This window comes from Paenibacillus sp. p3-SID867 (assembly GCF_025142895.1).
Classification (GTDB): Bacteria; Bacillota; Bacilli; order Paenibacillales; family Paenibacillaceae; genus Paenibacillus_AQ.
Genome location: NZ_JAMBDM010000040.1, coordinates 1 through 25781 on the forward strand (window position 1 = coordinate 1; position 25781 = coordinate 25781).

18 protein-coding genes are annotated in these 25781 nt (G+C 53.7%); 16 read left to right on the top strand and 2 right to left on the bottom strand.

The window, feature by feature from the left end:
- The first annotated feature begins 373 nt into the window (after positions 1–373).
- The 11 genes from M4D81_RS33925 (at position 374) to M4D81_RS33975 (ending at position 17607) form a co-directional block, all read left to right on the top strand.
- Positions 374–859, top strand: coding sequence for an SRPBCC family protein (locus tag M4D81_RS33925; RefSeq protein ID WP_260069596.1), 486 nt, complete (start codon positions 374–376; stop codon positions 857–859).
- 513 nt (positions 860–1372) lie between these two features.
- Positions 1373–2338, top strand: coding sequence for an ABC transporter permease (locus tag M4D81_RS33930; protein ID WP_260069597.1), 966 nt, complete (start codon positions 1373–1375; stop codon positions 2336–2338).
- Positions 2338–3207, top strand: a complete 870-nt coding sequence (locus M4D81_RS33935; RefSeq protein WP_260069598.1) for a carbohydrate ABC transporter permease — start codon at positions 2338–2340, stop codon at positions 3205–3207. The genes M4D81_RS33930 and M4D81_RS33935 overlap by 1 nt, the downstream gene beginning before the upstream one ends.
- A gap of 83 nt (positions 3208–3290) precedes the next feature.
- Positions 3291–4832, top strand: a complete 1542-nt coding sequence (locus tag M4D81_RS33940; RefSeq protein ID WP_260069599.1) for an extracellular solute-binding protein — start codon at positions 3291–3293, stop codon at positions 4830–4832.
- A gap of 7 nt (positions 4833–4839) precedes the next feature.
- On the top strand, positions 4840–6141 hold the full coding sequence (locus M4D81_RS33945) for a Gfo/Idh/MocA family protein (RefSeq protein WP_260069600.1): 1302 nt from the start codon (positions 4840–4842) through the stop codon (positions 6139–6141).
- Positions 6122–8317 (top strand): glycoside hydrolase family 88/105 protein, encoded by a 2196-nt coding sequence (locus M4D81_RS33950; RefSeq protein WP_260069601.1) that lies wholly within the window; start codon positions 6122–6124, stop codon positions 8315–8317. Before M4D81_RS33945 ends, M4D81_RS33950 begins: the two co-directional genes overlap by 20 nt.
- 69 nt (positions 8318–8386) lie before the next feature.
- Positions 8387–10660, top strand: coding sequence for a helix-turn-helix domain-containing protein (locus tag M4D81_RS33955; protein ID WP_260069602.1), 2274 nt, complete (start codon positions 8387–8389; stop codon positions 10658–10660).
- Positions 10661–10681: 21 nt separating this feature from the next.
- Positions 10682–12748 carry a glycoside hydrolase family 65 gene (locus M4D81_RS33960; protein ID WP_260069603.1) on the top strand — a complete coding sequence of 689 codons (2067 nt, stop codon included), beginning with the start codon at positions 10682–10684 and terminating at the stop codon, positions 12746–12748.
- A 37-nt stretch (positions 12749–12785) separates the two neighbouring features.
- Positions 12786–13931: an oligogalacturonate lyase family protein gene (locus M4D81_RS33965; RefSeq protein WP_260069604.1), complete on the top strand. Its 1146-nt coding sequence runs from the start codon at positions 12786–12788 to the stop codon at positions 13929–13931.
- Between the two features lie 26 nt (positions 13932–13957).
- Positions 13958–15103, top strand: a complete 1146-nt coding sequence (locus M4D81_RS33970) for a glycoside hydrolase family 88/105 protein (protein WP_260069605.1) — start codon at positions 13958–13960, stop codon at positions 15101–15103.
- On the top strand, positions 15100–17607 hold the full coding sequence (locus tag M4D81_RS33975; RefSeq protein ID WP_260069606.1) for a glycoside hydrolase family 95 protein: 2508 nt from the start codon (positions 15100–15102) through the stop codon (positions 17605–17607). Before M4D81_RS33970 ends, M4D81_RS33975 begins: the two co-directional genes overlap by 4 nt.
- 111 nt (positions 17608–17718) lie before the next feature.
- Here M4D81_RS33975 and M4D81_RS33980 read toward each other — a convergent pair whose 3' ends face one another.
- Positions 17719–19791 (bottom strand): serine hydrolase domain-containing protein, encoded by a 2073-nt coding sequence (locus M4D81_RS33980; RefSeq protein WP_260069607.1) that lies wholly within the window; start codon positions 19789–19791, stop codon positions 17719–17721.
- A 225-nt stretch (positions 19792–20016) separates the two neighbouring features.
- Complete coding sequence (locus M4D81_RS33985) at positions 20017–20541, bottom strand: phosphatase PAP2 family protein (RefSeq protein WP_260069608.1); 525 nt, start codon at positions 20539–20541, stop codon at positions 20017–20019.
- Between the two features lie 343 nt (positions 20542–20884).
- Here M4D81_RS33985 and M4D81_RS33990 point away from each other — a divergent pair, with 343 nt between their 5' ends.
- The 5 genes from M4D81_RS33990 (at position 20885) to argS (ending at position 25696) form a co-directional block, all read left to right on the top strand.
- Entirely contained in the window at positions 20885–21742 is an 858-nt protein-coding gene (locus M4D81_RS33990) for a carbon-nitrogen hydrolase family protein (protein WP_071221143.1), read from the top strand.
- Between the two features lie 49 nt (positions 21743–21791).
- Positions 21792–22463, top strand: coding sequence for a GNAT family N-acetyltransferase (locus tag M4D81_RS33995; RefSeq protein ID WP_260069609.1), 672 nt, complete (start codon positions 21792–21794; stop codon positions 22461–22463).
- Between the two features lie 81 nt (positions 22464–22544).
- A complete protein-coding gene (locus M4D81_RS34000; protein ID WP_260069610.1) occupies positions 22545–23216 on the top strand; it encodes a GNAT family N-acetyltransferase in 672 nt (223 codons plus the stop codon).
- A gap of 378 nt (positions 23217–23594) precedes the next feature.
- Entirely contained in the window at positions 23595–24020 is a 426-nt protein-coding gene (locus M4D81_RS34005) for a YwiB family protein (RefSeq protein ID WP_260069611.1), read from the top strand.
- Positions 24017–25696: an arginine--tRNA ligase gene (argS, locus tag M4D81_RS34010; RefSeq protein ID WP_071221147.1), complete on the top strand. Its 1680-nt coding sequence runs from the start codon at positions 24017–24019 to the stop codon at positions 25694–25696. The genes M4D81_RS34005 and argS overlap by 4 nt, the downstream gene beginning before the upstream one ends.
- Positions 25697–25781: the final 85 nt, after the last annotated feature.

Sequence of the window (25781 nt, forward strand, 5' to 3'; positions counted from 1 at the left end):
TATCAGCCGGGTTGGCACTGCCCCTCGGCTGTTGAAGAAAAAGCAAGCCTCCCCTACCTAAGCCTTCGGCTATCGGGGTCGGCTTGCTTTTTCGCACTTGTTGGAGGCCCCCTCGCGTGAGCTGCCCTGACAGGCATGCTCGGGGGCCGGGAGAATCAGCCGGGTTGGCACTGCCCCTCGGCTGCTGAAGAAAAAGCAAGCTTCCCCTACCTAAGCCTTCGGCTATCGGGGTCGGCTTGCTTTTTCGCGTGGGCGTGTCCCCCTCGAATGGCTCCCCTACGGGAACGCCTTGCTGAGCAATTGAGAAGAAATCCTCGGCGATTCTATGATGTAAACTCAAGGTAGATTCAAATTCATTAAGGAGGGTTACATCATGACGAATGCTTCGAGCAAGAAGAGAACCGATACGGCATCAAGAGTTATTATGGCGTCGCCGTCTACGATTTATCAGGCATTCTTGAATCCGGAGGCGCTGGCTTCGTGGCTTCCGCCAAAAGGGATGACAGGCCATATCGACACGTTTGATGCCCGCGAGGGTGGGACTTATCGAATGATCCTCACCTATAACGATACCGATCACTCGGCACCCGGTAAGTCTTCGGACAATACGGACGTCATTGAAGGAAAGTTTCTGGAGTTTGTTCATGATGAGAAGGTTGTGCAGCTGGTCGAATTTGAGTCTGAGGATCCCAATTATGCGGGGTTTATGAAGATGACATGGGCATTGGAGCCGCTTGCGGAAGGCACCCAAGTCACGATCGTGTGTGAGAATGTGCCCGAAGGCGTACGGAAGGAAGATCACGATGAAGGCTTGAGGTCCACCCTCGAGAATCTCGCTGAATCTACGGAGGGACAATAGACGGTGGCTCGGCTGTATAACGAAACAAACGATTTGTGATGAGGCAGTTCATGGACAAGCCGTTTTGTAGATTTTACCGAGTTTAAGCCCTGAATGTTAGACTAGTTGCAATGATATTGGAAATAGGAGAGAGCAGCATACAAATTCATCTATGGCTTACTTGCGGTCATGGTCGTCTTAACACTAATTTATATGTTTTTCATAACACCATCTGAATGAAGAACCAGCCACCTTCACTATTGCTGCAGGTAGCTGGTTTTTTTCTTTCCGGTGAAACCAAACCCATCCTCCATCCCATCAACAAATCCTTTTTACCCTCCCTCTGTTTGCTTGCTCCCTCCTAAATTTCAAGTTCGACTTCAAGTTCATTCTCGGGTACACGGTACGCGTAGTTGTGGGAAGAATCGGCGATCTGCTCATTGCGTGTCGGATTGAACGATTGTGCCGATATACCGGAAGCCGTTAATATTGGCGTTACATCGACCATATCGACGAAAAGGAGGTGCGAATACGATGTCAGCCCAGTCACCCGAAATAAAGCGCGAGGATTTGATAACCGCCCGGCACCCAGGGACATCCCGCAACCGGTACATAGCCAACATCCGCAAGCATTGGATGCTGTATCTCATGATCATTCCCGGAATTCTCTATTATATTGTGTTTAAATATGTACCGCTGGCGGGCAGTGTCATCGCATTTCAGGACTATCAGATTTTCAAGGGCATCCTTGGCAGTCCGTGGGTGGGCCTGGACAACTTTGGGTTTATTTTTTCATATCAGGATTTTTACAACGTGCTGCGCAATACGGCGGTGATCGCTTTCTATCAGCTTGTTTTTGGTTTTCCGGCCCCGATCGTGCTGGCTCTGCTGTTCAATGAAATCCGCATCATGCTGGCGAAGCGGGTTGTGCAAAGCATGTTCTATCTCCCGCACTTTTTATCATGGGTCGTTGTCGGCGGGATCGTTTTCGAGCTGTTGTCTAACCAAGGCGTTGTGAATGCGGTGCGGGACTGGTTCGGCTACGAACCCATTCTGTTCATGCAGGAGGAGCGGTATTTCCGAGGGATTGTCGTCCTGTCCTCGATCTGGAAGGAAGTTGGCTGGGGCACGATTATTTATTTGGCTGCCATCGCCGGCATCAATCCGAATTTATATGAAGCAGCCGTCATGGATGGAGCAAGCCGGTGGAAACAAACGGTCTATATTACGCTGCCCACCATGTTTCCGACGATTCTGGTACTGTTCCTGCTGCAGATCGGTAATTTCCTGGAGCTCGGCTTCGATCAGATTTACAATTTATTGACACCGATGACGTACTCGGTAGGGGATATCATCGAGACGTACGTCTATCGTGCGGGTGTGCTTCAGGGGCAATACAGCATGACGACGGCCATCGGGCTGTTCCAGTCTGTCATTGGGTTTATACTGCTGTGGATTTTTAACCGATTGGCCAGAAAAACGGATCAGGGGTTGTGGTGATGAAAGCGACATTCGGAGAAAAAATGTTTCAGACGCTGAATTATGTGTTTCTGTTCGCTGCTGCGGTGACGATGCTGTTCCCGCTTCTTCAACTGCTTGCCGTATCGCTCAGCTCCCCGGTAGCTGCCGATTCGAAGGAAGTATTCCTGCTGCCTGTGGAGTTTACAACCGCATCTTGGGAGCATGTATTAAAAAATAAAGGCTTGTGGACATCTTTTGGGATTACCGTATATATTACGATCGCCGGGACACTGCTCAGCATGCTGTTTTCGGTCATGACGGCATACCCGCTCTCAAGACGGGAATTTCTGATCCGCAAACAGGTCATGTTCGGCATTGTGTTAACGATGATTTTCAATGCGCCGATGATTCCGTTTTTTTTGACCGTTCGCGAGCTTGGCATGATGAACTCCCTGTGGGCGCTCATTATTCCCGGCCTGGTTGGCACGTTCAACATGATCATTATCCGGACCTTTTTCATGGGCATTTCCAGTGAGCTGGATGATTCGGCTCGAATCGACGGATGCAGCGAGTTCGGCATATTGTTCCGCATGTATTTGCCTTTGTCCAAACCGGTCATGGCGACGGTCAGTCTGTTTTACGCAGTCGGATATTGGAACACCTTCTCCCGTGCCGTGCTGTTTATAAGGGACCCGGAGAAATGGCCGCTTCAAATGAAGCTGAGAGCATACCTCCAGTCTCCCGAGGAGCTGGCTGCGGTCAATCTGTTTCTTGGGGATTACGATTTCAACACGACAACATTGAAAGCGGCAACAATCCTGTTTGCTACCATTCCGATCATTCTGGTATACCCGTATCTGCAAAAATACTTTGTCAAAGGGTCCATGCTGGGTTCGTTAAAGGAATAAAGCAAAGCGAGGCATGCGATATGAAATCGGTCTTACGGCCGGTTTGATATAACTACCAATCCGAAAAAGGGGAGGATTTACTCATGTCGAAATGGTTTTTCCAAAAAGGGGCATGGAAACCGGCGCTCACGGCGACACTTGCGGCAGTCATGCTGTTTGGCTGCGGCGGCAAGGGCGACGGCGAATCGCAATCGGGCCAGAGTGGGGAGGGAAATCAAGAACTTACACAGGTAAAGGTGTTCAAAAGCCACATGGGTGTCGGCACGATACCGGGTGCAGATAATCCGCATGTCCAATATGTGGCGGAACGGACCGGCGTGGAATATCAGCTGGTAACGACCCCGCCGGGCTCGGAGCCGACTGAATATCTCAATCTGATGATTGCATCCGACGACTTGCCGGATATTCTTCGCCCGATCGGCGGGATCGAGCAGACCCTGATCCGCCAAGGAGGTGCGCTGGCACTGGACGATTTGCTGCCCCAGTATGCCCCGAATGTCTGGAAGAATATCCCGCAGGAGGCATGGGATGTCGTTCGATCCGCTTCACCGGACGGCAAAATCTATTATGTGCCTAAAGTGTTCCTGGTTCCGGAAAGAGCACCGCTTATCCGTCAGGATTGGCTTGACAAGGTAGGCATGTCCATGCCGAAGACTACGGAGGAATACAAGGAGGTGCTGCGAGCCTTTCTTGACAAAGACCCGAACGGCAACGGCCTGAAGGACGAATTGCCCACAACAGGCCGCGAATTCGGCAAATGGATGGATCATTTGTTTGCCATGTTCGGTGTCGCGATGTGGGAGGGGAATCCGGAATGGGACGTCTACGACGATAAAATCCAGTATGCCGGCGTAACGGACAATATGAAGGCAGCCATTGCATTTGCCCGTGAGTTATATGACGAGAAGCTGCTGGACAATGAGACGTTTCTGAACAAGGGTGATGTATGGACGGCGAAAATCAATAACAATTTGGTTGGCAGCTGGTACCATCTTCCCGCGAACCTGCGCGACCGGTTTACAGCCATGCAGCAAAAAGCACCAGATGCTTATATCGTTGGCATGCCGCTTCCAAAGGCCGACGGGTTTGAGGGCTTTGTCACGCAGAAGAGCATGGGCGAGCCGGAGTGGATCATACCGGCAAAGGCCCAGGATAAAGCCCCTGCAGCCTTGAAGCTGCTCGATTTCTTCTATGATCGGTCGAATGACGAGTTTATCCGCTTTGGCATCGAAGGACAGCAGCATGAAGTTGTCGACGGCAAAAAAGTGCTGCTTCCGGCAGAGGACAGCCGTCCGCTGGCGCTTGGCATGCGCAACCTGACAACGAAGGAGGACATGGACATTCGGATTCAGGAGACGATTCCGGAAGACATGCAGCAGATGGTGAAGGATATATTCGAGGTAAGTACCGCAGACGCGAAGCGGATCGCCGGAGACGGACTTCCGAGTACGGTGTATGAAGGCTTCCCGGATATCCAATCGCATAAGCTCTTTCAGGAGTATGTAACCAAGATCGTTATCGGCGAATGGCCGCTGGAGAAGTTCGATGAATTCGTCGACCGCTGGTATAAGGCAGGGGGAGACGAAGTGACGAAGAGGGTAGAGGAATGGTACTCAAGGATGTGATCATACAGTGAAAAAGAAATATGCCATATGCGGTGTAAGCGGTCGTGCGCTCGGCATGTTCGCCAAGCCGATTCTGACGACCCATGCCCGGCGCTGCGACCTGGTCGGCATGCTGGACTGTGATCCGGCCCGCTTCGAACTGTATCGCTCCCGCTTCCCCGAACATACCGCCGTTGCAACTTACGGTGAAGAGGAATTCGGGAAGATGATCGACGAGACTAAGCCGGATGTGGTCATCGTGGCGGGGCGCGACGATACGCATGCGCGTTATATTGTTGCCGCCCTGGAAAGGGATTTGGATGTCATCACGGAAAAACCGATGGTCACGACGGGTAAGGACGCCCGGCGTGTGCTGGATGTGGAGCGGGTGAGCAAAGGCTCGGTGACGGTCACGTTTAATTACCGCTACACCCCGATTCACACCAAAATCAAAGAGATGGTATGGGAAGGTAGGCTCGGTCGGATTACATCCGTCGATCTCAACTGGTATTTGGACACATATCACGGCTCCAGCTACTTCAAACGGTGGAACCGCCGGCGCGAAATGTCAGGAGGTCTCTCCATCCACAAAAGCACGCATCATTTCGACCTCGTGAACTGGTGGATCGGACAGAAGCCGGTAGAGGCCTTCGCCTACGGGGCGCTCCATTATTACGGCGCTGAAGGGGAGCTTAATCCCGGCAAAGAAGCCGGTCGTCATTGCGGAACCTGCCTCTCAGCCAGCCGCTGCGCCTATTACTCACGCTGGAACGCAAGTCATGTGCCGGATGACCATCTCGGTCTGCTGGAGAGCGGAGGGCCGCAGTTCCCTTATACAGGCTACCGCCCGGACCGGTGTATTTTTGATGATGAGATCGACATCGAGGATACGTATGCGGCCACCGTCAAATACGACGGAGGAGCACTGCTCAGTTATTCCGTCAACTTTTCGCTGCCGTATGAAGGGTATCGCCTGGCGATCAACGGTACGAAAGGCCGGCTGGAGACGATGGAGTACCATGCTCCGTCCAGAACCCCTTTTCCGACGCCGGTCCAGACGATCGACTACTTCCCGTTGTTCGGCTCCAAGGAAACCATCCATGTCGTTCATCGGGAAGGCGGCCACGGGGGAGGCGACCCGCTGCTGCTGAATGACCTGTTTCTCGGTGAGAACCGGGAAAGGCCGTTCCCGATTTTGTCCGGTGCTGTGGATGGCGCCTATTCTGTGGCAGCGGGGGAAGCCGTGTGGCGTTCCGTGAAGGAACACCGTCCGGTGGCGATAGCGGATGTTCTGGGCGGGTGGAAGGAGAGTGAGCCTATTGAACGATAAAGGATATTTTGACCCGGCGGAAAGCCTGGCTTCCCAAACAGAGGGCAGTAACATCGAGCATGCGCTTATGGTCATTGCCCAGCGTTATGTCGGTGACCATCCGCCTCATGCACCGGTTTACCGGGTGACGCGCAAGAGTCCGATCCGCAAGCGGGCCGACCACCGCTATCAGCTCCCCATCGCGGATATGTTCCCCGAAATGACGGAGAGCCAGGTGGTCTACGCCTGGACGAAGCTGTGGGCGGCTGAGCCGCAGAGCTTTCCCTTTCTGATGGAATGGACGGGGCATGTCCGGCTGTACCATAACGGCCGGAAGCGGTTCGGATCGGCGCCAGGGGAAGAAGCGACAGCGGACGGATTGCCCCTGAAGCTGGGGATTCAGCTTACCAAGGGGTGGAATCACTTCGTTCTGGAATTCCGCCGGGGCCCAAGCGGCTGCAGAGCGGTATTTGGCACAAGCAACCGCAAGAACAAGCCGTTTCACTTTCTGGCTCCTTCCATGGAGCGGGAAGGTGAGGAAGGATGGATTGTGACGGTGCCGCTGGACCGGGCGCTTGCCCGCATCCCCGATTCAATGGAACGCGAATCATGGACGGGGGCACAGTGGCTGCCCGTGCTTGCAAAACACGATAGGGAAGCAGATCGCGGCCCGATGTGGAGAATGTACGGGCGGAAGCCGGGGAATGCCGCTTACGCCTGGACTGCCGTTGTCAACCGGACCCTGGCGGCCAAGAAGGTGACTTTGTCGGGAACCTCCTATGGCCCGGTCCGGTTTGAATGGAACGGCAGGGAGGTTTACGCCAGCCGCGAGGCAGGCACGTTCAGTATCGTCATCGATGTGCCTCCGGGCCGCGGGGAGCTTACCGCACGCTGCGAATGCGGTGCAGAGGGCTGGGGGTTTGATATCGGCGAAGCATCGCCTGAAGGGATGCTGATCGCTCCGCGAAGGGTGCACGGCTTGACCGGAGAGTGGCTTTATCTGGGTCCGTTCAGCGCAGAAGCCGATCTTGAGCTGTCCGACTATTTTGGTCTGGACACGGTCGCTGTTGACGGCGGAGAGAGACTGTTCTGGACAGGGAGCGAACCGGGAGCGTACGTGAGGCCGTTTTTGGAGAATGAGCTTTTCGGCCGCTGGAATTATCCGCTCGGCGTCACAATGTACGGCTTGCTGGAGACGGGAAGGCTGCTTAATCGCCTGGACATCCAGGACTATGTGCTCCGCCACGTCGAGTTTACCGCGGGCCATTACGAGTATTCCTTGTGGGACCGCGCGGAATTCGGTGCGGCAGGGCTGAACAACCAGCTGTCCGACATTGACAGTCTGGACGATTGCGGATCATTCGGCGCGCTAGCCATTCTTGCAGACCGAATTCGATCCTTGAAAGGGGTGCGCAAGGCAGCGGACGATATCGCCCGGTACATCATGGATACACAATCACGTCTTGCGGACGGGGCGCTTTATCGCGAGGTCGGCGTTTCCCCAAGCATGCACCTGACGATGTGGTGCGACGACATGTACATGAGCGTACCGTTCCTGTGCCGATACGCTGAGCTGTCCGGCGATTCCCGCTATCTGGACGAAGCGGCACGCCAGCTTCTGCTGTATAAGTCATACCTCTACATGCCGGACCTGCAGTTAATGTCGCACGTATACGATGTACGTCGTGGGCAGCCTTCCCGGACGGTATGGGGAAGGGGCAACGGATGGGTGTTTTTCTCACTGTCAGAGCTGCTTGCCGTGCTTCCGGTCGGCCATCCCGACTACGTGGAACTGCTTCTTTTTTATCGCAGCCTGGCGGAGGGATACCTCCGCGTGCAGGGAGTGCATGGGTTATGGCACCAAGTGCTGACGGACCCTGAATCCTATGAGGAAGCCTCCTGTACCGCGATGTTTATTTTTGGTTTGGCGCGGGGGATACGCCATGGCTGGCTGGAGAATCCAGATCCGTACTTGCAATCTGCCATTGCGGGGTGGGACGGTTTAACCAGCAGGGCCATCGACGGCAGGGGAAATGTGTACGGTGTGTGCAAGGGCAGCAGCTGGTCAACCTCCCATGCTTATTACAAGCACGACTTATCGTGGAACTTGAATGATACGCACGGAATCGGCATCGTGCTGTTGGCCGGGGTCGAGCTTCTTGAATTCATGCGGTCAAACCATATTGTAAACGCTTAAGTTTACGTGACGGCAGGAGCGGATCGTGAGCTATAATGGAACCATTCTGGTAGTAAAGCGGGGGTTGATATGTTCCAATCGATCGGCAAGTGGCTAAAATACACGCTGGCCCATACGCAAGCGCGGCTGGTGCTCATTTTGACCGTTTCCGTTTTTATGATCATTTTGGCCGTCAGCCTGACCTCATATTACACCTCCAAATCGGTGCTTCAGGAAGAGCTCAGCGAGCCGCAACACCAAATGCTGCAGATCAGTATGAAATATATTGACGATTTAATCCGGGAGAGCGACAAGATTGCGGTCCAGGTCGCGGTGAATGACTATATCTATGATTTTCTGACTAGCGAGAATCAGAACTCGGTGGCTAATATATCGACATTGTACCGACTGCTATCCACCTGGATCAGCAATTCGAAATACATTAACAGCATATACGTATACGATGTCGAGCGGGGAAGCTTTATTTCGCTTCCGCAGGGGTATAGCTCTAGCAGGCTCACCTTCGTGGATTCCGAATGGACCAGTATCGCTGATGAATTCGGGGACGACATGATGATCATCAGAAAAAGGCATGTCCCGGAGGGAGCGGGCAATAAAGGGTCGGAGCTGACGCTGTTCCGCAAAATCATGATCCAGGGCCGATTAAGAGGTGTCGTAGCGGTCAATTTGCGGGATGCGGAACTATTCGCAAAGCTAAACCCGCCGGCGCTGTCGCAGCTCGACAGCATGCGGTACATCGTGGACCAGCATAACAACATTTTTTATTCGGTTTCGAACTCGGAATTCAAACCGGAAGCCGTGAGGCAGGCGCTGCACGAGCTAAAGGAGGACCGCTTCGGCGATTTTTTCCATGAGGGTCGGAAGCTGCTGGTCAACCAGATCGAATCGCCGCTGACCGGATGGAAATACGTATCCATCGTCTCCCAGGACAGCTTGCTTGCCCAGTCCAAAAAGGTGCGAGACACGGTGCTGTATGTATCGGTGGCGGCACTTGCACTCGGATTGCTGACTATTCTATACGTAAACTCCGCGGCCTTCCGGCCGGTGCGCAGTCTTAAGCAGCTGTTCAGTGCCTACGACGGGAAAGCGACCAGCCCGGATCGCATCGATCTAGAAAAGCTGGCCGGCGAACTGCTCAGCAATCATGCGCATCTGTCTCAGTTGATCCGCGAGACGATATCCGATGCGGCTTCCAAGTTTCTGTATGACATTCACTCGGGTCATATGAGCGGCAGACGCGAAATTCGCGAGAAGTGGAGACGATATTTCGCGGAATGGACGGATGCACCCGTCACGGTAGCGGTGCTGTCGATCGACCGCTACGATTCGTGGTCGCGCAGATTTCCGGCCAGTGACCACTCGCTGCTGAAGTTTGCGCTCGCCAATATTATGGCAGAGCTGCATGAGCCCGAATGGAGGGTGGCCTGCGCCGATTTTGGGGCGGACCGGATGGCTATTCTGCTGCAGCCGCGGAGCGGCGAAACGCGGCCTCCGCTGGTCGAGGCGATCGAAACGGTGTCCCGGTTGCTGAAATTCAGTGTATCCGCCGGCGTGAGCATGCCACAGAGTGAGGTTTGCCGGTTAAAGCAGGCCATGCTGGAAGCGGAGAATGCGTTAACCTACCGTTTATATAAAGGGTATGGTCAGCTCGTGCCGTTTCAGGATGTATCCAGTCACGAGGTGACGGATATACAGCCGCAGGAAGATGGCGTGCGGGAGTTGATGACGGCTGTGGAGACCGGTGATGGGGAGCGGGCTATAGAGCTGCTTGGGCGTATTATTGGCGATATCCGCAGCCATTACTGGTATCCTTCGGAGGCGCTTGCCTTGCTTCAGGCGCTGCTGGAACGTCTTAAAGGGATATGCCCCGGCGACGATGGTTCCGAGGGGGATCCGGCCGGTCGGCTGGGCACGCTGTACATCGAAGATATCGAGGCGGAGCTTTCCGGCCTGATTTCGGCCTTGGCCGACCGCTACCGCCGTTTAATCGGCAGCAAGGATTTTTTGATGTGCCAGCGGATGATTGAATTCATGGAGCAGCACCTCGGCGATCCGATCGGCATTCCGGAAATTGCGGAATCGACCGGCATCAGCAGCAGCTTGGCCAGCCAGCTTTTTAAGCAGGAAACAAACGAAACGATCTATAACTACTTAACCCGGCTGCGGATGGAGCGGGCTAGCGAGCTGCTGGTCAAAACCGACCGCAAAATATCCGATATCGCCCAAATGGTCGGTTACCAGCATGAAAACAGCTTCATTCGCAGCTTCCGCAAATTCAAGGATATCACCCCGGGCAAATACCGGGATATGATGAGAACCCGGATAGACGCCTTGTTTGAATGAAGGGCCGGGAAGGGAGGAGCTATGGAGATGGAGAGAGAGCAGATTGTTAGGCGGCATAATCCTGAATTCGACAGGCTAGATCCGCTTTCGCCACTGTCGGTAGGCAACGGGGAATTTGCGTTTACCGCAGATATTACCGGGCTGCAGACATTTCCAGAACAATACGAGGTGCCGCTTGGCACCCAGTCGAACTGGGGCTGGCATTTTACGGGGGGGCGCGAAAGGTTCTCCGCGAAGGATGCAGCGTTGCAGATGTTCGAGACCCACGGCCGGCAGGTCGGCTATCCGATGAAGCCGGGGGATAAGCCGGAAGCTTACCAATGGCTGCGGCAAAATCCCCACCGTCTTCACCTAGGCCGGCTGTCGTTCCGATTTCTGGACGAAGCGGGAGAAGAGCTCGATTACAGCGCTGCAGGCCAATTCCGTCAAAATCTAGATCTGTGGACGGGCATTCTATCGAGCAAGTTCGAAATTTGCGGCGTGCCGGTCGAAGTTACGACGGCGTGCCACCCGGATGCTGATATTATAGGCGTGCGGGTTGTCTCGCCCCTCATCCGGGAAGGGCGGCTTCAGGTATTTATCCGCTTCCCCGCACCGGATATGACGCATTCGTCTTGGTCGAAATCGGTGTTTCCCGATTGGGAAAACGATCAACGACATGATACCGTTCTCGTCCGGCAGGAGGAAGGAACGGCCTTGATTGAGCGGACGCTGGACGAAGAACGTTATTCGGTCCGCTGGCATTGGAGCTCTGGCCGGTTGGAGCAGACGGAAACCCATGAATTTACGCTGTTTCCCGGCGAATCTCCTGATCAATCTTCGGAGGAGCTGGCGTTTTCCATCGGCTTTGCAGCTGGGTCGCCCGGTGCAGCTGACTTTGAGGCCATCGTTCCGGCCAGCGTCCGGCACTGGGCATCCTTTTGGCAGAGCGGCGGTGCAGTCAGCTTCGCTGGCAGCTCCGATCCGCGAGCCTTTGAGCTGGAGCGACGCGTTGTCTTGTCGCAATGGTTATGCGCCATTCACAGTGGGGGCTCTATGCCACCCCAGGAGACCGGTCTTATGTATAACAGCTGGTTTGGCAAATCGCATTTGGAGATGCATTGGTGGCATGCCGCCCATTTCGCGCTGTGGGGCCGGGCTTCCATCCTGCGGAGAAGTTTGGACTGGTACAACGGCATACTGCCGGTCGCCCGCGAGCTGGCGCTATCCCAGGGATACGAGGGAGCACGCTGGCCGAAAATGGTCGGTTTTGACGGCATCCCGTGCCCGTCGCCGGTCGCTCCGGGCTTGATCTGGCAGCAGCCGCATCCAATCGCCATGGCGGAGCTGTGCTATAAGGCCGACTCAGCACAAGAAACGCTGCGCCGGTTCCGTGACATCGTCTTTGAATCGGCTGACTTTATGGTTTCCTATGTTCACTGGAATGAGGCAACAGGCGCTTTCGATCTTGGACCGCCGCTCATTCCGGCCCAAGAATGTCATCCGATGAATGCAAGCGCGAACCCGCCTTACGAGCTGGAGTATTGGAAATACGGCCTTGATATCGCTATAAAGTGGGCTGATCGGTTGGGAATTCAGCCGAATCCGCGTTGGGCCGAGGTAGCAAGCAATCTGGCGGCACCGCCCCGACTCGACGGCGTTTACCTGGCGCATGAGCTTGCGCCGGACACGTTTACGGAGAAGAACCATGACCACCCGTCCATGCTATGCGCATTAGGCGTGCTTCCCGGCAAGCTGATCGACCGCGAAACCATGCGGCGTACATTGTGGAAGGTTAAGGATGCTTGGAAATGGGAGACGGCCTGGGGATGGGATTTTCCCGTATGCGCCATGACCGCTGCTCGGCTCGGCGAACGCGATCTGGCTGTCGATTTTCTGTTAATGGACGAAATAAAAAACACGTATTTGCCAAACGGGCATAACTATCAGCGCCCAGGCTTATCCGCTTACTTGCCGGGTAACGGCGGACTGCTTACGGCGGTCGCCATGATGGCCTGCGGCTGGGAAGGCGAGGAGGACCCGAATGGCCCGGGATTTCCGGCAAGCGGCTGGACGGTGCAGTGGGAGGGGCTGAAGCCGTGGCTATAGCTTTGGCTTATACAACTTGCGGACAGGAGGGCTGAATATGGCCAAGGGAACGGTGTGGAGGCCGGAACGTAAGTTATACCGCGACCGGTTGACCGGAGTCGAAGTGGTGCAGCTGACCGACTACAAAGCTCACAGTCATCATCTGTACTTTACGGAAAGCGGATGGTATGACGGCGGGAAGCGGCTGTTGTTCGTATCGGACAGGAACAACAGCTCAAACTTGTATAGCATGGATGTTAACAGCGGTGAAATGCTTCAGCTGACGGATTACCCGGACAATGATGCTGTGGATGCCTGTCTGTTACCGGATGGCCGGGCCGCCTTTGTCAAAACGGATCGGGGCGTACGCCGCCTCGATCTGGCAACATTGGAGGAAGAACTGATCTACGAAGCCCCGGAGGGGTACAACATCGGCAATCTGAGCTGTCCTGCGGATGGACGCTCAGTCGTCACCTGCATACAGGAGGATCTGTCCCATCGCATGCCGCTCGATCTAGGCAACGGCTATGTCGGCCATAGGGAGCTGATGGAGGCCGCTCCCCACAGCCGGATCGTGCGGATCGACTCGGAAGGGCAGACGCAGCCGGAAACCCTATATGAAGCCCATCGTTTTATAACCCATATTAACGCGTCACCCGTCGAACCATGGCTGATCACCTTCTGCCACGAAGGACCCTGGCATTTGGTCGATCACCGGATATGGGGGCTGGACCTTCGGAGCGGAGAGGCCTGGAGAATTCGCCAGCGCCTTGAACCCGGAGAAAAGGTCGGCCATGAATTTTTTTATCCTGACGGTGTGACCATCGGTTACCATGGCTTCCGTATGGATGGAACTAATTTCTTCGGAAGCATCCGGTATGAGAATACGGCTATGGAAGAGACGGATTTCGGCTTTGATACGTGGCATGCGTATGCCGACGGCTTCGGTCAGGCCGTTGTGGACGGCAAGGGGGCAATCAAAACCCTCTCCGTATGGCGTAAAGACGCCAAAGGAGTCTATCAAGGGCCAAGGATGCTGTGCGAGCTTCGATGCAGCTTTCATTCCCAGAAGGTGCACGCGCATCCGCGTTTTGATCCGGGCGGTAAACGACTCTTGTTTACAAGTGATAAAAATGGTTATGGCAATCTGTATCTGGTCGACATGCCGGAAGATTTCGATTCACTGCCGCTGCTGTCGGTCTAAAGCGAAGGAGAGGGGAGTGGTTAACCGTGGCTAAAGTTACAGTCTTGGAACGAATACCGGTCCAGGTTGCAGAAACGATCCTGTCCGCTTGCGTGGACGGATACCATCCGAATATAGCCAACAAATGGGGCTACGTGGCCGGCATGGCTTTGACTGCATTGGGCCGCCTGGCCGAATGGACGGGTGAGGAGCGTTACAATGAAGTGGTCAAGCGTCATATGGACGTTTTCATACAGGAAGACGGGACGATCGCAGGCTACACACTGGAGGACTATAATCTCGATCACATCAATAAAGGCAAAAATCTGCTGCCCTTGTGGCGCACGACAGGAGAGGAGAAATATCGCCGGGCTGCCGAGCTGCTGGCATCTCAGCTGGTTGGACAGCCGCGGACCGACGAAGGCGGATTTTGGCATAAGAAAATCTATCCGTTTCAGATGTGGCTGGACGGCCTCTATATGTCGTCACCGTTCATGGCAGAATATGCAGAAACGTTTGATGAGCCGGCATGGTTCGACGAAGCTGCCCGGCAGCTGCTGCTCATCGAGCGGCGTACCCGGAATCCGCAGACGGGGCTGCTGCATCACGCCTATGATGAGAGCCGGGAGCAGCGATGGTGCGACAAGGAAACGGGCCGCTCGCGCCATGTATGGGGCCGTGCCATGGGCTGGTATGCGATGGCGCTCGTGGACGCGCTGGAGTTTTTCCCCGTGAGCCATCCACAGCGCGGGCAGCTGATGGGCATTTTCGAACGGATGGCCAATGCACTCGTACGCGTTCAGGATCAAGACAGCGGGCTGTGGTATCAGGTGATGGACTGCAATGGCCGGCAGGGCAATTATGTGGAAGCTTCGGGCTCCTGCATGTTGACCTATGCCTTGGCCAAAGGCATTCAGCTTCATTATTTGGCTGAGATCGACATCGGGGTGGTCGAACGCGCCTATGACGGCATCCAGAAACATTTTATCACCGTCGACGGCGAAGGGCTGCACCTTCACGGCATCTGCCACGGCGCCGGATTGGGCGGGCGCAAATACCGCGACGGATCATACGATTATTATTTGAGTGAAAAGATTGTCAGTGATTCGCTCATGGGCGTCGCTCCGCTTCTGCTGGCCAGCATCGAAATGGAGAGGCTGCAGGCGGGGGGCAAAGGCGGGCATTGGGGATGAGTCAAGAGAACCTGTTAACCATGAGGTATCCCGCCTCTTGGTGGCGTAATATGTGGCGTGAGGCGCTGCCCTCAGGCAATGGGATTGTCGGGGCCTCGGTATTCGGGGGCGTGCAGGAAGAGACGGTACTGCTGAATCACGAGGGGTTGTGGCATTGGGGCCGAAAGGATCCGCTGCCGGACGTGAGCATGACGCTCGCCGAAACACGAAGGCTGATGGATGAAGGACACTATACGGGGGCCAGCTGGAACTTGGCGAACGCTTTACGTGAGCGGGGATACGGGACGAAGCTGGCCTCCCGCTTTCCGCTTGCGGCGATTAAGTTGTCTATGCCCACTACACGGCCATTCCGTCGTTACCGAAGATCCCTCAATATGGAGACCGGCGAAGTTTCGGTAGGCTGGACGGACGGTTCGAACCGGTACGTAAGGCGGCTGTTCGTATCCCGTGCAGATGGGGCTGTCATCTATGAGATTGGCTCCGAAGAATGTGCCAATGAAGAAGTACACCCTGGAGACAGGAAAGGAACCGGCAAGCTTATCAAGGATCAAGCCGGGGTGAGTCACTGTATTTCGGGAGAGATCGGACTGACGCTCTACCCAAGTGATCGGTGGGGAGATACACCGGAATTCAAGGAATTGGCCGAATCCGTGGTCACCTCGGCGAAGGGCGCGTATATCCGGTACGCCGGCCGCAATGATGACGGTACCGATTTCGGTGCCGTGCTGCGGCTTATTTGTGAAGGTGGAAGCTTGCAGTCAACTAAGGAAGGAACGATGTTGAATTTTACTAAGGCCCGGCGGGTGCTTGTACTGGTGAAAGTATTTATTCGTGGCAAGCGTGAACAGGAATGGGAGCAGCTTGAGCGTGAACTCAAAACCTTCCCTGAAACGTGTGAATATGACCTGTTGCTCAAGCGCCACACCGAACTCCATGGTCCTTTGTTCCATTCCGCATCCCTGGAGCTGAACACTGCCAACAGGGACGTGCGTTCGAGCGAGGAGCTGCTGCTGGAGGCTTACGAGGGCGAGGCGCCCGTATCGCTTGTCCGTAAAATGTGGGCTTATGGAAGGTACTTGTTTATTAGCGGGACGGCAGCCGAATCGGGGCCGTTCGGACTGTACGGCTTGTGGGGCGGAGACTACCGGCTTATATGGTGCCACCATATGGCGAATGAGAATATTCAAATGATGTATTGGCACGCGCATGTCGGCGGTTTAGGAGAGCTCGTCCCTTCCCTGTTCCGCTACTATGGCAGCCTGATGGACGATTTTCGCGGCAATGCCCGCAAGCTGTACGGATGTCGTGGAATCTACATCCCGGCTGGGACCACGCCGGGGATCGGAACGCCGAATCAAATCGTACCCGTCATTCTAAACTGGACGGGAGCAGCAGGGTGGCTCGCCCGGCATTATTACGAGCATTTTTTGTATACGGGCGATATCCGGTTTTTGCGGGAGGAAGCGCTGCCGTTCATGCGCGAAGCTCTTCAATTCTACGAGGATTTCGCAGTCGTTGGTGAAGACGGCTCCTATCGTCTGTATCCTTCGGTATCGCCGGAGAATACCCCACTTAATTTCATGCCGGAAGACGGAAAGCAGCTGGCTCACCCGATGCCGACAACCGCCAATGCAACGATGGATATTGCGATTATGAAGGAGCTGCTTACCCATCTGATCGAAGCGAATCGGCTAGTCGGCGGCCCAGGTTCGAAGGATGAGGAGGAGCGGTTGAAGCGAATGCTGGACCGCATGCCGCCTTACCGGACGAACGAGGACGGTGCTCTTGCGGAATGGCTGGATCCCGCGTTTAAGGACCGATACGATCACCGTCATCTCTCACATATCTACCCCTTGTTCCCGGGTGATGAAGTGACCCGGGAATCAGCGCCGGAGCTGTATGTCGCCTTCGAGAAGGCGGTACGTCTGCGCCGGCTCGGCGCCCAAAGCGGCTGGTCGCTGGCTCATATGGCGTCCATCTACGCGCGGCTGGGGGAAGGCGACAGCGCACTGGAGTGTCTGGATACACTGGCGCAATCATGCCTGCTGCCGAATCTGTTTACCCTCCATAACGATTGGAGGGGGATGGGGATATGCATGGATATGCCGGCAGCGCCGATACAGCTCGATGCGAACATGGGTTGGGTGAATGCCGTACAGGAGATGCTGCTGCAGGTGTCGCCGGATATGGTGAAGCTCCTGCCGGCGCTGCCGGAGCGCTTGCGTAGTGGCCGGCTCTCAGACTGGAGGTTCCATACCGGTCGGATCACCGTGGAATGGGACCGGGATGCCGGTATGTTCTGCGCTAGTGTTGATGCTGAACGGGAGACGGACATCCTCATTTCATTACCGCCTTGGGCAGGAAAAAGCTCCATGTCCGGTCAGGGAGCCTTCATCCAGCCTTCATCTCGGGGACCCCTTGTTCATACGGTTCGTCTGGAGCCAGGGACACAGCTGTCGATCCATTGCAGCCCGCAGGTCGACGGGGACGTAATCGGACCTTGAAATTGTAGCTGGCGAAAGACCGGTTCAACGCAAAAAAGCACCTCAACCATGGGCATTAGCTTTTGGTTGAGGTGCTTTTCCTTTATAAGTTATCTTGGCTGCCCACCCTCATTACGGCTGCAGGGTGATACCGAATGCCGAACCTGGGGCACCGGCAAATACGACAGCTCCATTAGCAGGAAGCTTCACTTCGTTACTGCCGCTGACGATGCTGTAGTTCACAACGGCACCTTTTTCGTCATACACGGCGAATGCGCCTTGTGCTGGCAGGGTGACGGTCATGGTTTTGCCTTCAGCTTGTTTAGGGACGGTGTACCATTTGGCATAACCATCGGCTTGCAGGGTGACGGTTGATTTTTTTCCTTTATAAAGCGGCTTTACGTTCTTACCGCTCACAAACAGGGAGCCTGCGCCTTCGAGATACTCTACGCCTTTTTCCTTATAGAAGCGGAATTCGGACGTATCCCGGCTGCCAATAGCCGGAACCTGATGCTGGCTTACAGCGGTATCCTGGTCTATGATCTTTTTGTCGATCATATAACCTTCCAGACCGCTCTCGCTGTTAATCGCAACCGTCGGTTTCGTAATGAAGTACATCAGCGATGTGAATTTCTCGTTCAATGGATAGAACGTTTCGCCTTCCCGCTTGGCCCAAGCAGCAGCGGTTTCCTTGGATAACGGGTTCGCTTCCATTTTCTCGGCGGTATAATGCGATAAAGCCATTTGCCCAAGTCCAGGAATCGAAACATATTGTCTTACCCATACATAGATGCGATCATTCTTTTCTTTGACGAAGCTGACCTTCGTGCTGCCATCCGCGCTGACAAAGGTTCCATCCGCAGTGTATACATATTTCTCCGCAGGATAATCCGGCACCATCGGTACGGTAATGGATAGTTCGCCGTCCTTGATGTCGACTTTCATCTGCTGATTCGTCACGCCATAGTAACCGGCATATTTCGCGATGTCGCTAGGCATGTCGGCCTTGACCGGTTTGCCGAAGGATTTTTCCGGCTTGATTTCCTTGATGGTGCCTTTCTCCTTGAGCGCTTGCAGCAGAATGTCGTTGGCCAACAGTTGGTTGGTTGAGCTGGAACCGCCGGACGATAATACAGCGGCAGCCATGTTCTGCTCCGGAAGAACAACGAGCGAAGCGTGATACAGGATGGTGTCTCCACCTTTGGTTACGGCTTTCATGTCATATTGGTTAAACGGGAACAGTCTTACGCTGTCCCAGCCAAGTCCGTAATCGAACGAGTTATCAGCATCTTCGGGCCACAGACCCTTTTTATATTCTTCCTGCTCCATGGCTTTAACGGATTTGTCGGAAAGAATGCCTTCGGCTTCTCCGGTGAAGATCTGCGCGAACTGTACCAAGTCTTCAGCCGTAGAATAGATGCCGCCGGTTCCGATCACATTGACCGTCTCGTTAGGAAGCTGTCCTTGGTGAGTAGGATAATACAGACCCGCCATTTGGCTTAAATCCAATGTATCTTGGGATGTCTTCGTGTGGTCCAAATCTAACGGCTCGGTAAAATATTGATGAATGAAGGCAGTAAAATCCTTGCCGCTCACTTTCTCTACCAGTATCTCAGCTAACGTGAATCCATCATTACAATAAACGGAGAACGCACCCGGATCCGCTTTCAGGTTTTGGGTGGACAGCTGCTTCAGCAGTGTGTCATGTGCATGTGGGTCATTATCTTCGAACAAAAATGCATTATTCAGGCTTGAGCCTTGCAGTCCGGAGGAATGGTTAAGCAGCATGCGCGGCGTGATTTTTTTGTAACGTTCGTCTTTCATCGTGAATTCGGGTATGTACTGAACCACAGGCGTATCCAGGTTGATTTTCCCCTCATCCACCAATTTCATTACCGCAGCGGCGGTGAACACTTTACTCGTGGAACCGATGGCATACATCGTATCTTTAGTCAGCGGTTTCTTTCCTTCCATATCATTGATGCCCTCTTGCCCGGACACGGTAATCACTCCGTTGTCGATAAGGGCATATTGAACGCTTGTCGTTCCATACGTCCCGGTGAGCAGCTTGGCTTTCTCTGCGGCGGTTTTCTCAAGGCTTCCTCCAGCGGCAGCTTGGCTGTTATCTGCTGCCATTACCCCAGCCGGAAGGATCATCGTAACGGCGAGTAGGGTAACCAGCATCCGTGATAGTCTTTTCTTCAATGAATAAATACCTCCTTATTAAGAATGTACTATTAGTACGATTTACCAGCCGGAATGGTTCAATCTTTTTTCAAATTTCTGCGAAATTATAATGTATACGTGTGGGAAAGATGTGAAAGTTCCTATGTAGCAGCCTGGATAGAGGGTCAGCAAACACAAGTGAGGGAAGCACAAAAAAAGGCATTCCATCCATAGCCGTAAAGCCATGAGGGAGATGCCTGTATTTTAACTGAGTACGATAAGCAGCGCCGAGGTCGTTCCGACGAAACAGCCGGCCAAACAATCCGAAGGATAGTGAAAGCCAAGATAAATGCGTGACAGGCTGACCGTAAGAGCCAGCAGGATCAAGAGCAATGACAGCCAAGGCGTTATGAACAGAAACGGCGTGATAATGGAAAAGATGGCCGTCGAGTGCCCGGAAGGAAACGAGTGATCCTTCATCGGTTTTTTTTCGAACCGCACCTTTTCCAGTGCCAGATAAGGCCTGATGCGCCGCATCTTCCTTTTGATGAGGGCCGTAATCAGGAAGCTGAGGGAAAGCGCAATAAAGCTCTGCCACCCCATCGTATTCCACGGCTCGGGTGCAAAAAACGCTATCGAAAGTGTCAGCACAATGGTAAAGATAGCACCCCCCATATGGGTGACCAGCGCGAGCATCGAATCCACCGTTTTGTTGCCGATCTTGCGGTTTAACCAGCGGAAGATAAGGTGGTCATGTTGCTGAAGCCAATCCATCGAACGAGTAATCATTGTGAACAGAACACCTCACATTATAATTTTGTAAGCTGGCAGTCCAAAGTCCAACCGGGCTGCAATATATGCTTGTAAGGGCTAAAGATTCATAGTGTAGACAAGAGGCTTACATACGACAGTATACAGGAGAATTGTAAAGCGTGGGTATGAATGACGTGTATTTTTTCATAAATTGAGCTTTCTTTGTCGCACGGCGAGTTGATGATATCCGTTTGAGCGTGTTGGAAGCTTGCTTCACAGGATTATGGTTTCCAAGGGAGGATGACTTCATGTTCCCATGTTCTCGAAGCTCGGAATCCGATATAATGAAAGCATCTAACTATGCCTAAGGAGGAGAAGCATGAAATTTCGCGTTTCTGCCGTGCAATATCATCTGCACACCATTCAATCCTTTGACGATTTTGCCCATCAGTCGGAGCATTATATCCGGACGGCGGAGGAATTTGAAGCCGACTTTGTGCTGTTTCCGGAATTTTTTACGACCCAGCTGATGTCCATCGGGGATGATCAAGGCAAGGCATTGACGATCAATGATCTTCCGGATTTCACAGACCGTTACCGCGAGCTGTTTCAAGGCTTTGCGAAGCAATATCATATGCATATCATTGGCGGGACGCACGTCATTCGCCGGCAAGGGAAGCTGTACAATGTAGCGCATCTGTTCTATCCGGACGGCCGCATTGCGGAGCAGGCCAAGATTCATATCACACCTTCGGAGATTAGCGGATGGAATATGGGTGCGGGCGAAGGGCTCGAAGTGTTCGAGACAGAAAAAGGCACCGTTGCGATGCTGACCTGTTATGACATCGAATTTCCTGAGATTGTGCGCATGGCCAAGGCTAAAGGGGCCGACGTCATTTTCTGTCCGTCCTGTACGGATGATCGTCACGGATTCCACCGCGTTCGTTACACCAGCCATGCCCGCGCCATTGAGAATCAAATCTATGTGGTGCTGACCGGTACCGTTGGTTCGCTGCCAACCGTGGATCTGATGCGTGCCAACTTCGGACAGGCGGCCATCATTACCCCGAACGATATCCCGTTTCCTCCACAGGGCCTGCTGGCAGAGGGAGAGCTGAACAACGACATGATCATTACCGCCGATCTCGATCTGGATTTATTGTATCAAGTGCGCGAGAAGGGCTCCGTCACGACATGGCGTGACCGGCGTACTGATTTGTATCCGGATTGGGAGTAAGCCGTTTATCATGATTTGAGGAAAATAGGACAAAGGCGGTGCAGAGGAAATGGCCCGGTTTCATCAACAGTTTTATGTATTTGACGATGCCCGGCCGGTGCCGGTTATCATTCGAAGCTACACGGAAGCGGATTTTGACGAGCTGATCGTCATTCAATCCGAGACGTTTCCGCCCCCGTATCCGCCGGAGCAGTGGTGGAACAAGGAGCAGCTGAAGCAGCATGTCACCCTGTTCCCTGAGGGGGCTCTGTGCGTTGAAGTGGAAGGCATGCTCGCAGGGTCCATCACTTCGCTCATCGTGGATTATGATCCGATGGAGCCCGCCCACTCCTGGGCGGAGGCCACGGATAACGGGTATATCCGGACGCATAAGCCGGGCGGGAATACGCTATACATTGCCGACATTTGCGTCAGGCCGCGCTTTCGCAAGCTTGGACTCGGCAAATGGCTGATTCAGTCACTGTATCACGTGACCGTCGAACAGGGATTGGACCGGCTCCTTGGGGGCGGACGGATGCCCGGCTATCATCGGCATGCCCATCAAATGTCGGCTGCGGAGTATCTGGACGCTGTTGTCCGGGGTGATCTCAAGGATCCGGTGATTACCTTCCTGCTTCGTTGCGGCCGGACGCCCGTTGGGGTAGCGGCAGATTATTTGGAGGATGAAGAGTCCTGCAACTACGGGGCTCTGATGGAATGGAAGAACCCTTTCACTGGATAAGAAGTCTCGCTTGAACGATATGAATTGACTTCAATTATAAAGGTGAATTTTTTATTACATATATAAGGAGGCTTTAATTTAATGGAATATATTCGCATTACGAGCATCGACGATCCCTTGTTCCGAAAAATGCACAATCTAATGAAGGAAGTGTTCCCTCCGGAAGAGGTGCTGGAATTCAGTCTATGGAAAGAACCGTTGGAGGATCCGGGTATTCGGGTGTTTGTTGCCCTGCATGAGGACGAAGTGGTGGGGACAACGGAATACCGCTATTATGAGGACTGGAATGTAGCGATGACCGATTTTACCATCATCGGGCGCGAAGGGCTCGGCATCGGCCGATTCTTGGCACAGCATCGTTTGAAGGATCTGAATCAGCTGGCGGCCGCGAACGGCAAAGAGCTGTTCGGCATGTTTGCCGAGATTTACGATCCGTACCGGGTGCAGGACCATGCATTTGGCGGCGTGAAGCCGATGGATCCTTTTGTTCGCCGCGAAGTCCTCTCGCATCTTGGCTACAAACGCACAGATATCGCCTACGTGCATCCTTCCTGGAATAATGATGGCGAAGCGGTGAGCGGGCTCGATTTGTGCTTCATGCCTGGCGATGATGCCGTTGATGAGCTGCCTGCAGAGCTGATCGTCAACTTCCTGAGACGTTACTATTCGGTACTGCCTGAGAAACCACAGGCCTGGAACGACATGGTGTCCAAGCTGGAATTGCGGGAGAAGGTAGCCTTGCTTCCGTTGTAACTTATAGATGGTTCATGCCTGATTCGTTACGGATCAGGCATATTCTTTTCCGGTTATGCCTACAGCATGCGGTATTTGGCATTCTAGTCGTAGGATGGCAGAGGGCAAGGTTATCGGGGGAACCTTGTTTCCTTGATCGGGGAAATTTAGCCCGTGCCCCCTACTCCATCGGCGAGAAGACTCTGGAGGAAAACACAGGTGTACATTATCGTGAGTGGCACAAGCAATGGGCCGATAAATTCGGAGATTGAGGATGCACCCGATCTTTCGTGTAAGCACGTGGATAGACGTTTACTTCACATTTGCTAAAATCCTCATTTGAATTGCAGGGCTATACTGGATATAGTAATACAATAGGTAAGGAAAAGAGGAACGAACATGAACGACCGAATACAAGTGAGCATCCGTCTTCAAAGCCTTCACGAAGGGGAGAATACGATACAGGAGCTTCCGGCAGAGGCGTTTATCAAAGGGAATGTCCTGTATGTTCGCTATACCGAACCAGCGCTTGGACCGCATCAAGGGGAAACCCGGGCCATGCTCAAGCTGACGGAGGACGAGCTGAAGCTGATCCGTCACGGCGAGGTGGAGTCCGAGCAGGCATTTAAGCTGGGTCAGCGATTGCCTGGGTATTACCGCTCCCCGTTCACTTCATTTAATCTGTCTACGCACACCCAGCGTCTGGAGCTTGCGCTAGAAGGCGTGTCCGGACGAGCGGCTTGGGCGTATGATTTATATGTGTTTGACGAGTTTTCGGGACACTTTTCTATCAGTTTGACTATTCAGGAGGCACATGAATCATGACAATGAATCCATTAGATCACATTAACGGGCTGGTTGCAGAAGCGGTGGCGGACGCTGCCGTAGCTGCAGGACTGGTTTCCCGTGAGGAATTGCCAGGCATTACGCTTGAAGTTCCCAAGGATAAGTCGCATGGCGACTTGGCTACGAACGTAGCGATGCAGTTGACACGAATCGCCAAGAAGAACCCGCGACAAATTGCGGAGGCTATCCTGGAACATCTGGACATGGCGAAGGCTTCCATTCAAAAAGCGGAAATAGCCGGGCCAGGATTCATCAACTTTACCTTGGACAAGGGGTATCTCTATCCGATCGTTGCGTTGGTAGAAGAACAGGGCGACAACTACGGGCGAATTGCTACCGGAGAGGGGCAAAAGGTTCAGATGGAGTTTGTCAGCGCCAATCCCACCGGAAGTTTGCACCTGGGACATGCCCGCGGAGCGGCGGTAGGCGATGCCCTTTGCAATGTGCTTGATTTTGCTGGATACGAAGTGACGCGCGAATACTACATTAATGATGCAGGCAACCAAGTCGTGAACCTGATAAAATCCCTCGAAGCCCGTTATCTGCAGGAGCTCGGTCAGAATGCCGAAATGCCGGAAGATGGATACCACGGCGAAGATATCAAAGGGTTTGCTAAAGAGCTTGTAGCTGAGAAGGGCGACTCTTTGCTGTCCATGGATCCAGGCGAGAGAGCGGCATTCCTTCGTCAGTTCGGGCTTGAGAAGGAACTGGATAAAATCAAACGCGATTTGAATCGATTCCGCGTTCATTTTGACGAATGGTTTAGTGAGACATCTCTGTACGAGAACGGACTCGTGGAGAAATCCCTGGAAGAGCTGAAATCGAAGGGCGAAGCTTATGAGAAGGATGGGGCAACCTGGCTTCGTACCACCGACTATGGGGATGACAAAGACCGCGTCCTCGTGAAGAATGACGGAACCTATACTTACCTAACGCCGGATATTGCGTACCACCGCAATAAATACGAGCGCGGCTACGACAAGATCCTCAATATTTGGGGAGCCGATCACCATGGTTACATTCCGCGGATGAAGGCAGCTATGGAGGCGCTGGGCAATGATCCGGACAAACTGATTGTATTGATCGCCCAGATGGTCAGCCTGTTCCAGGATGGCGAGAAAGTGAAAATGTCCAAGCGTACCGGTAAAGCGGTCACGATGGAAGACCTGATGGATGAAGTCGGCGTTGACGCAATCCGCTATTTCTTCACTATGCGCAGCATGGATTCGCATCTGGATTTCGATATGGATCTGGCGGTGTCAACGTCCAATGAGAATCCGGTCTTCTATGTGCAGTATGCTCACGCACGTATCTGCAGCGTATTCCGCCAAGCGGAGGAGCAGGGCGTTAACCTCCTGCCGCTTTCGGAAGTGAACCTGAGCGTTCTGACAACCGAGCACGAATACGACATTTTGCGCAAAATAGGAGAGCTCCCGCAGGAAGTGTCGCTTGCTGCAGAGAACTATGCTCCGCACCGACTTATCCGGTATGTATACGAGCTGGCCTCCTTGTTCCACAGCTACTATCGAGCTGAGCGCGTGATTACGGAGGATGCGGATCAAACGCAGGCTCGCCTGACTTTGCTTCGAGCTGTTCGTACGGTTATTGCTAACGTGCTTCGCCTGATGGGCGTATCGGCGCCGGAACGGATGTAAGGAGCCTTAATTTGAATATGTGACAGCAGCCGTCTTGGTATTATCCCCTGATGGTAGACAGTGAAAAAAGAGGACATGTTACAAT

Excerpts from the sequence above, each read along its gene's own strand:
- M4D81_RS33925 (WP_260069596.1), top strand. The coding sequence starts at position 374 with ATGACGAATGCTTCGAGCAAGAAGAGAACCGATACGGCATCAAGAGTT.
- M4D81_RS33930 (WP_260069597.1), top strand. The coding sequence starts at position 1,373 with ATGTCAGCCCAGTCACCCGAAATAAAGCGCGAGGATTTGATAACCGCC.
- M4D81_RS33935 (WP_260069598.1), top strand. The coding sequence starts at position 2,338 with ATGAAAGCGACATTCGGAGAAAAAATGTTTCAGACGCTGAATTATGTG.
- M4D81_RS33940 (WP_260069599.1), top strand. The coding sequence starts at position 3,291 with ATGTCGAAATGGTTTTTCCAAAAAGGGGCATGGAAACCGGCGCTCACG.
- M4D81_RS33955 (WP_260069602.1), top strand. The coding sequence starts at position 8,387 with ATGTTCCAATCGATCGGCAAGTGGCTAAAATACACGCTGGCCCATACG.
- M4D81_RS33960 (WP_260069603.1), top strand. The coding sequence starts at position 10,682 with ATGGAGATGGAGAGAGAGCAGATTGTTAGGCGGCATAATCCTGAATTC.
- M4D81_RS33965 (WP_260069604.1), top strand. The coding sequence starts at position 12,786 with ATGGCCAAGGGAACGGTGTGGAGGCCGGAACGTAAGTTATACCGCGAC.
- M4D81_RS33975 (WP_260069606.1), top strand. The coding sequence starts at position 15,100 with ATGAGTCAAGAGAACCTGTTAACCATGAGGTATCCCGCCTCTTGGTGG.
- M4D81_RS33985 (WP_260069608.1), bottom strand. The coding sequence starts at position 20,541 with ATGATTACTCGTTCGATGGATTGGCTTCAGCAACATGACCACCTTATC.
- M4D81_RS33990 (WP_071221143.1), top strand. The coding sequence starts at position 20,885 with ATGAAATTTCGCGTTTCTGCCGTGCAATATCATCTGCACACCATTCAA.
- M4D81_RS33995 (WP_260069609.1), top strand. The coding sequence starts at position 21,792 with ATGGCCCGGTTTCATCAACAGTTTTATGTATTTGACGATGCCCGGCCG.
- M4D81_RS34000 (WP_260069610.1), top strand. The coding sequence starts at position 22,545 with ATGGAATATATTCGCATTACGAGCATCGACGATCCCTTGTTCCGAAAA.
- M4D81_RS34005 (WP_260069611.1), top strand. The coding sequence starts at position 23,595 with ATGAACGACCGAATACAAGTGAGCATCCGTCTTCAAAGCCTTCACGAA.
- argS (WP_071221147.1), top strand. The coding sequence starts at position 24,017 with ATGACAATGAATCCATTAGATCACATTAACGGGCTGGTTGCAGAAGCG.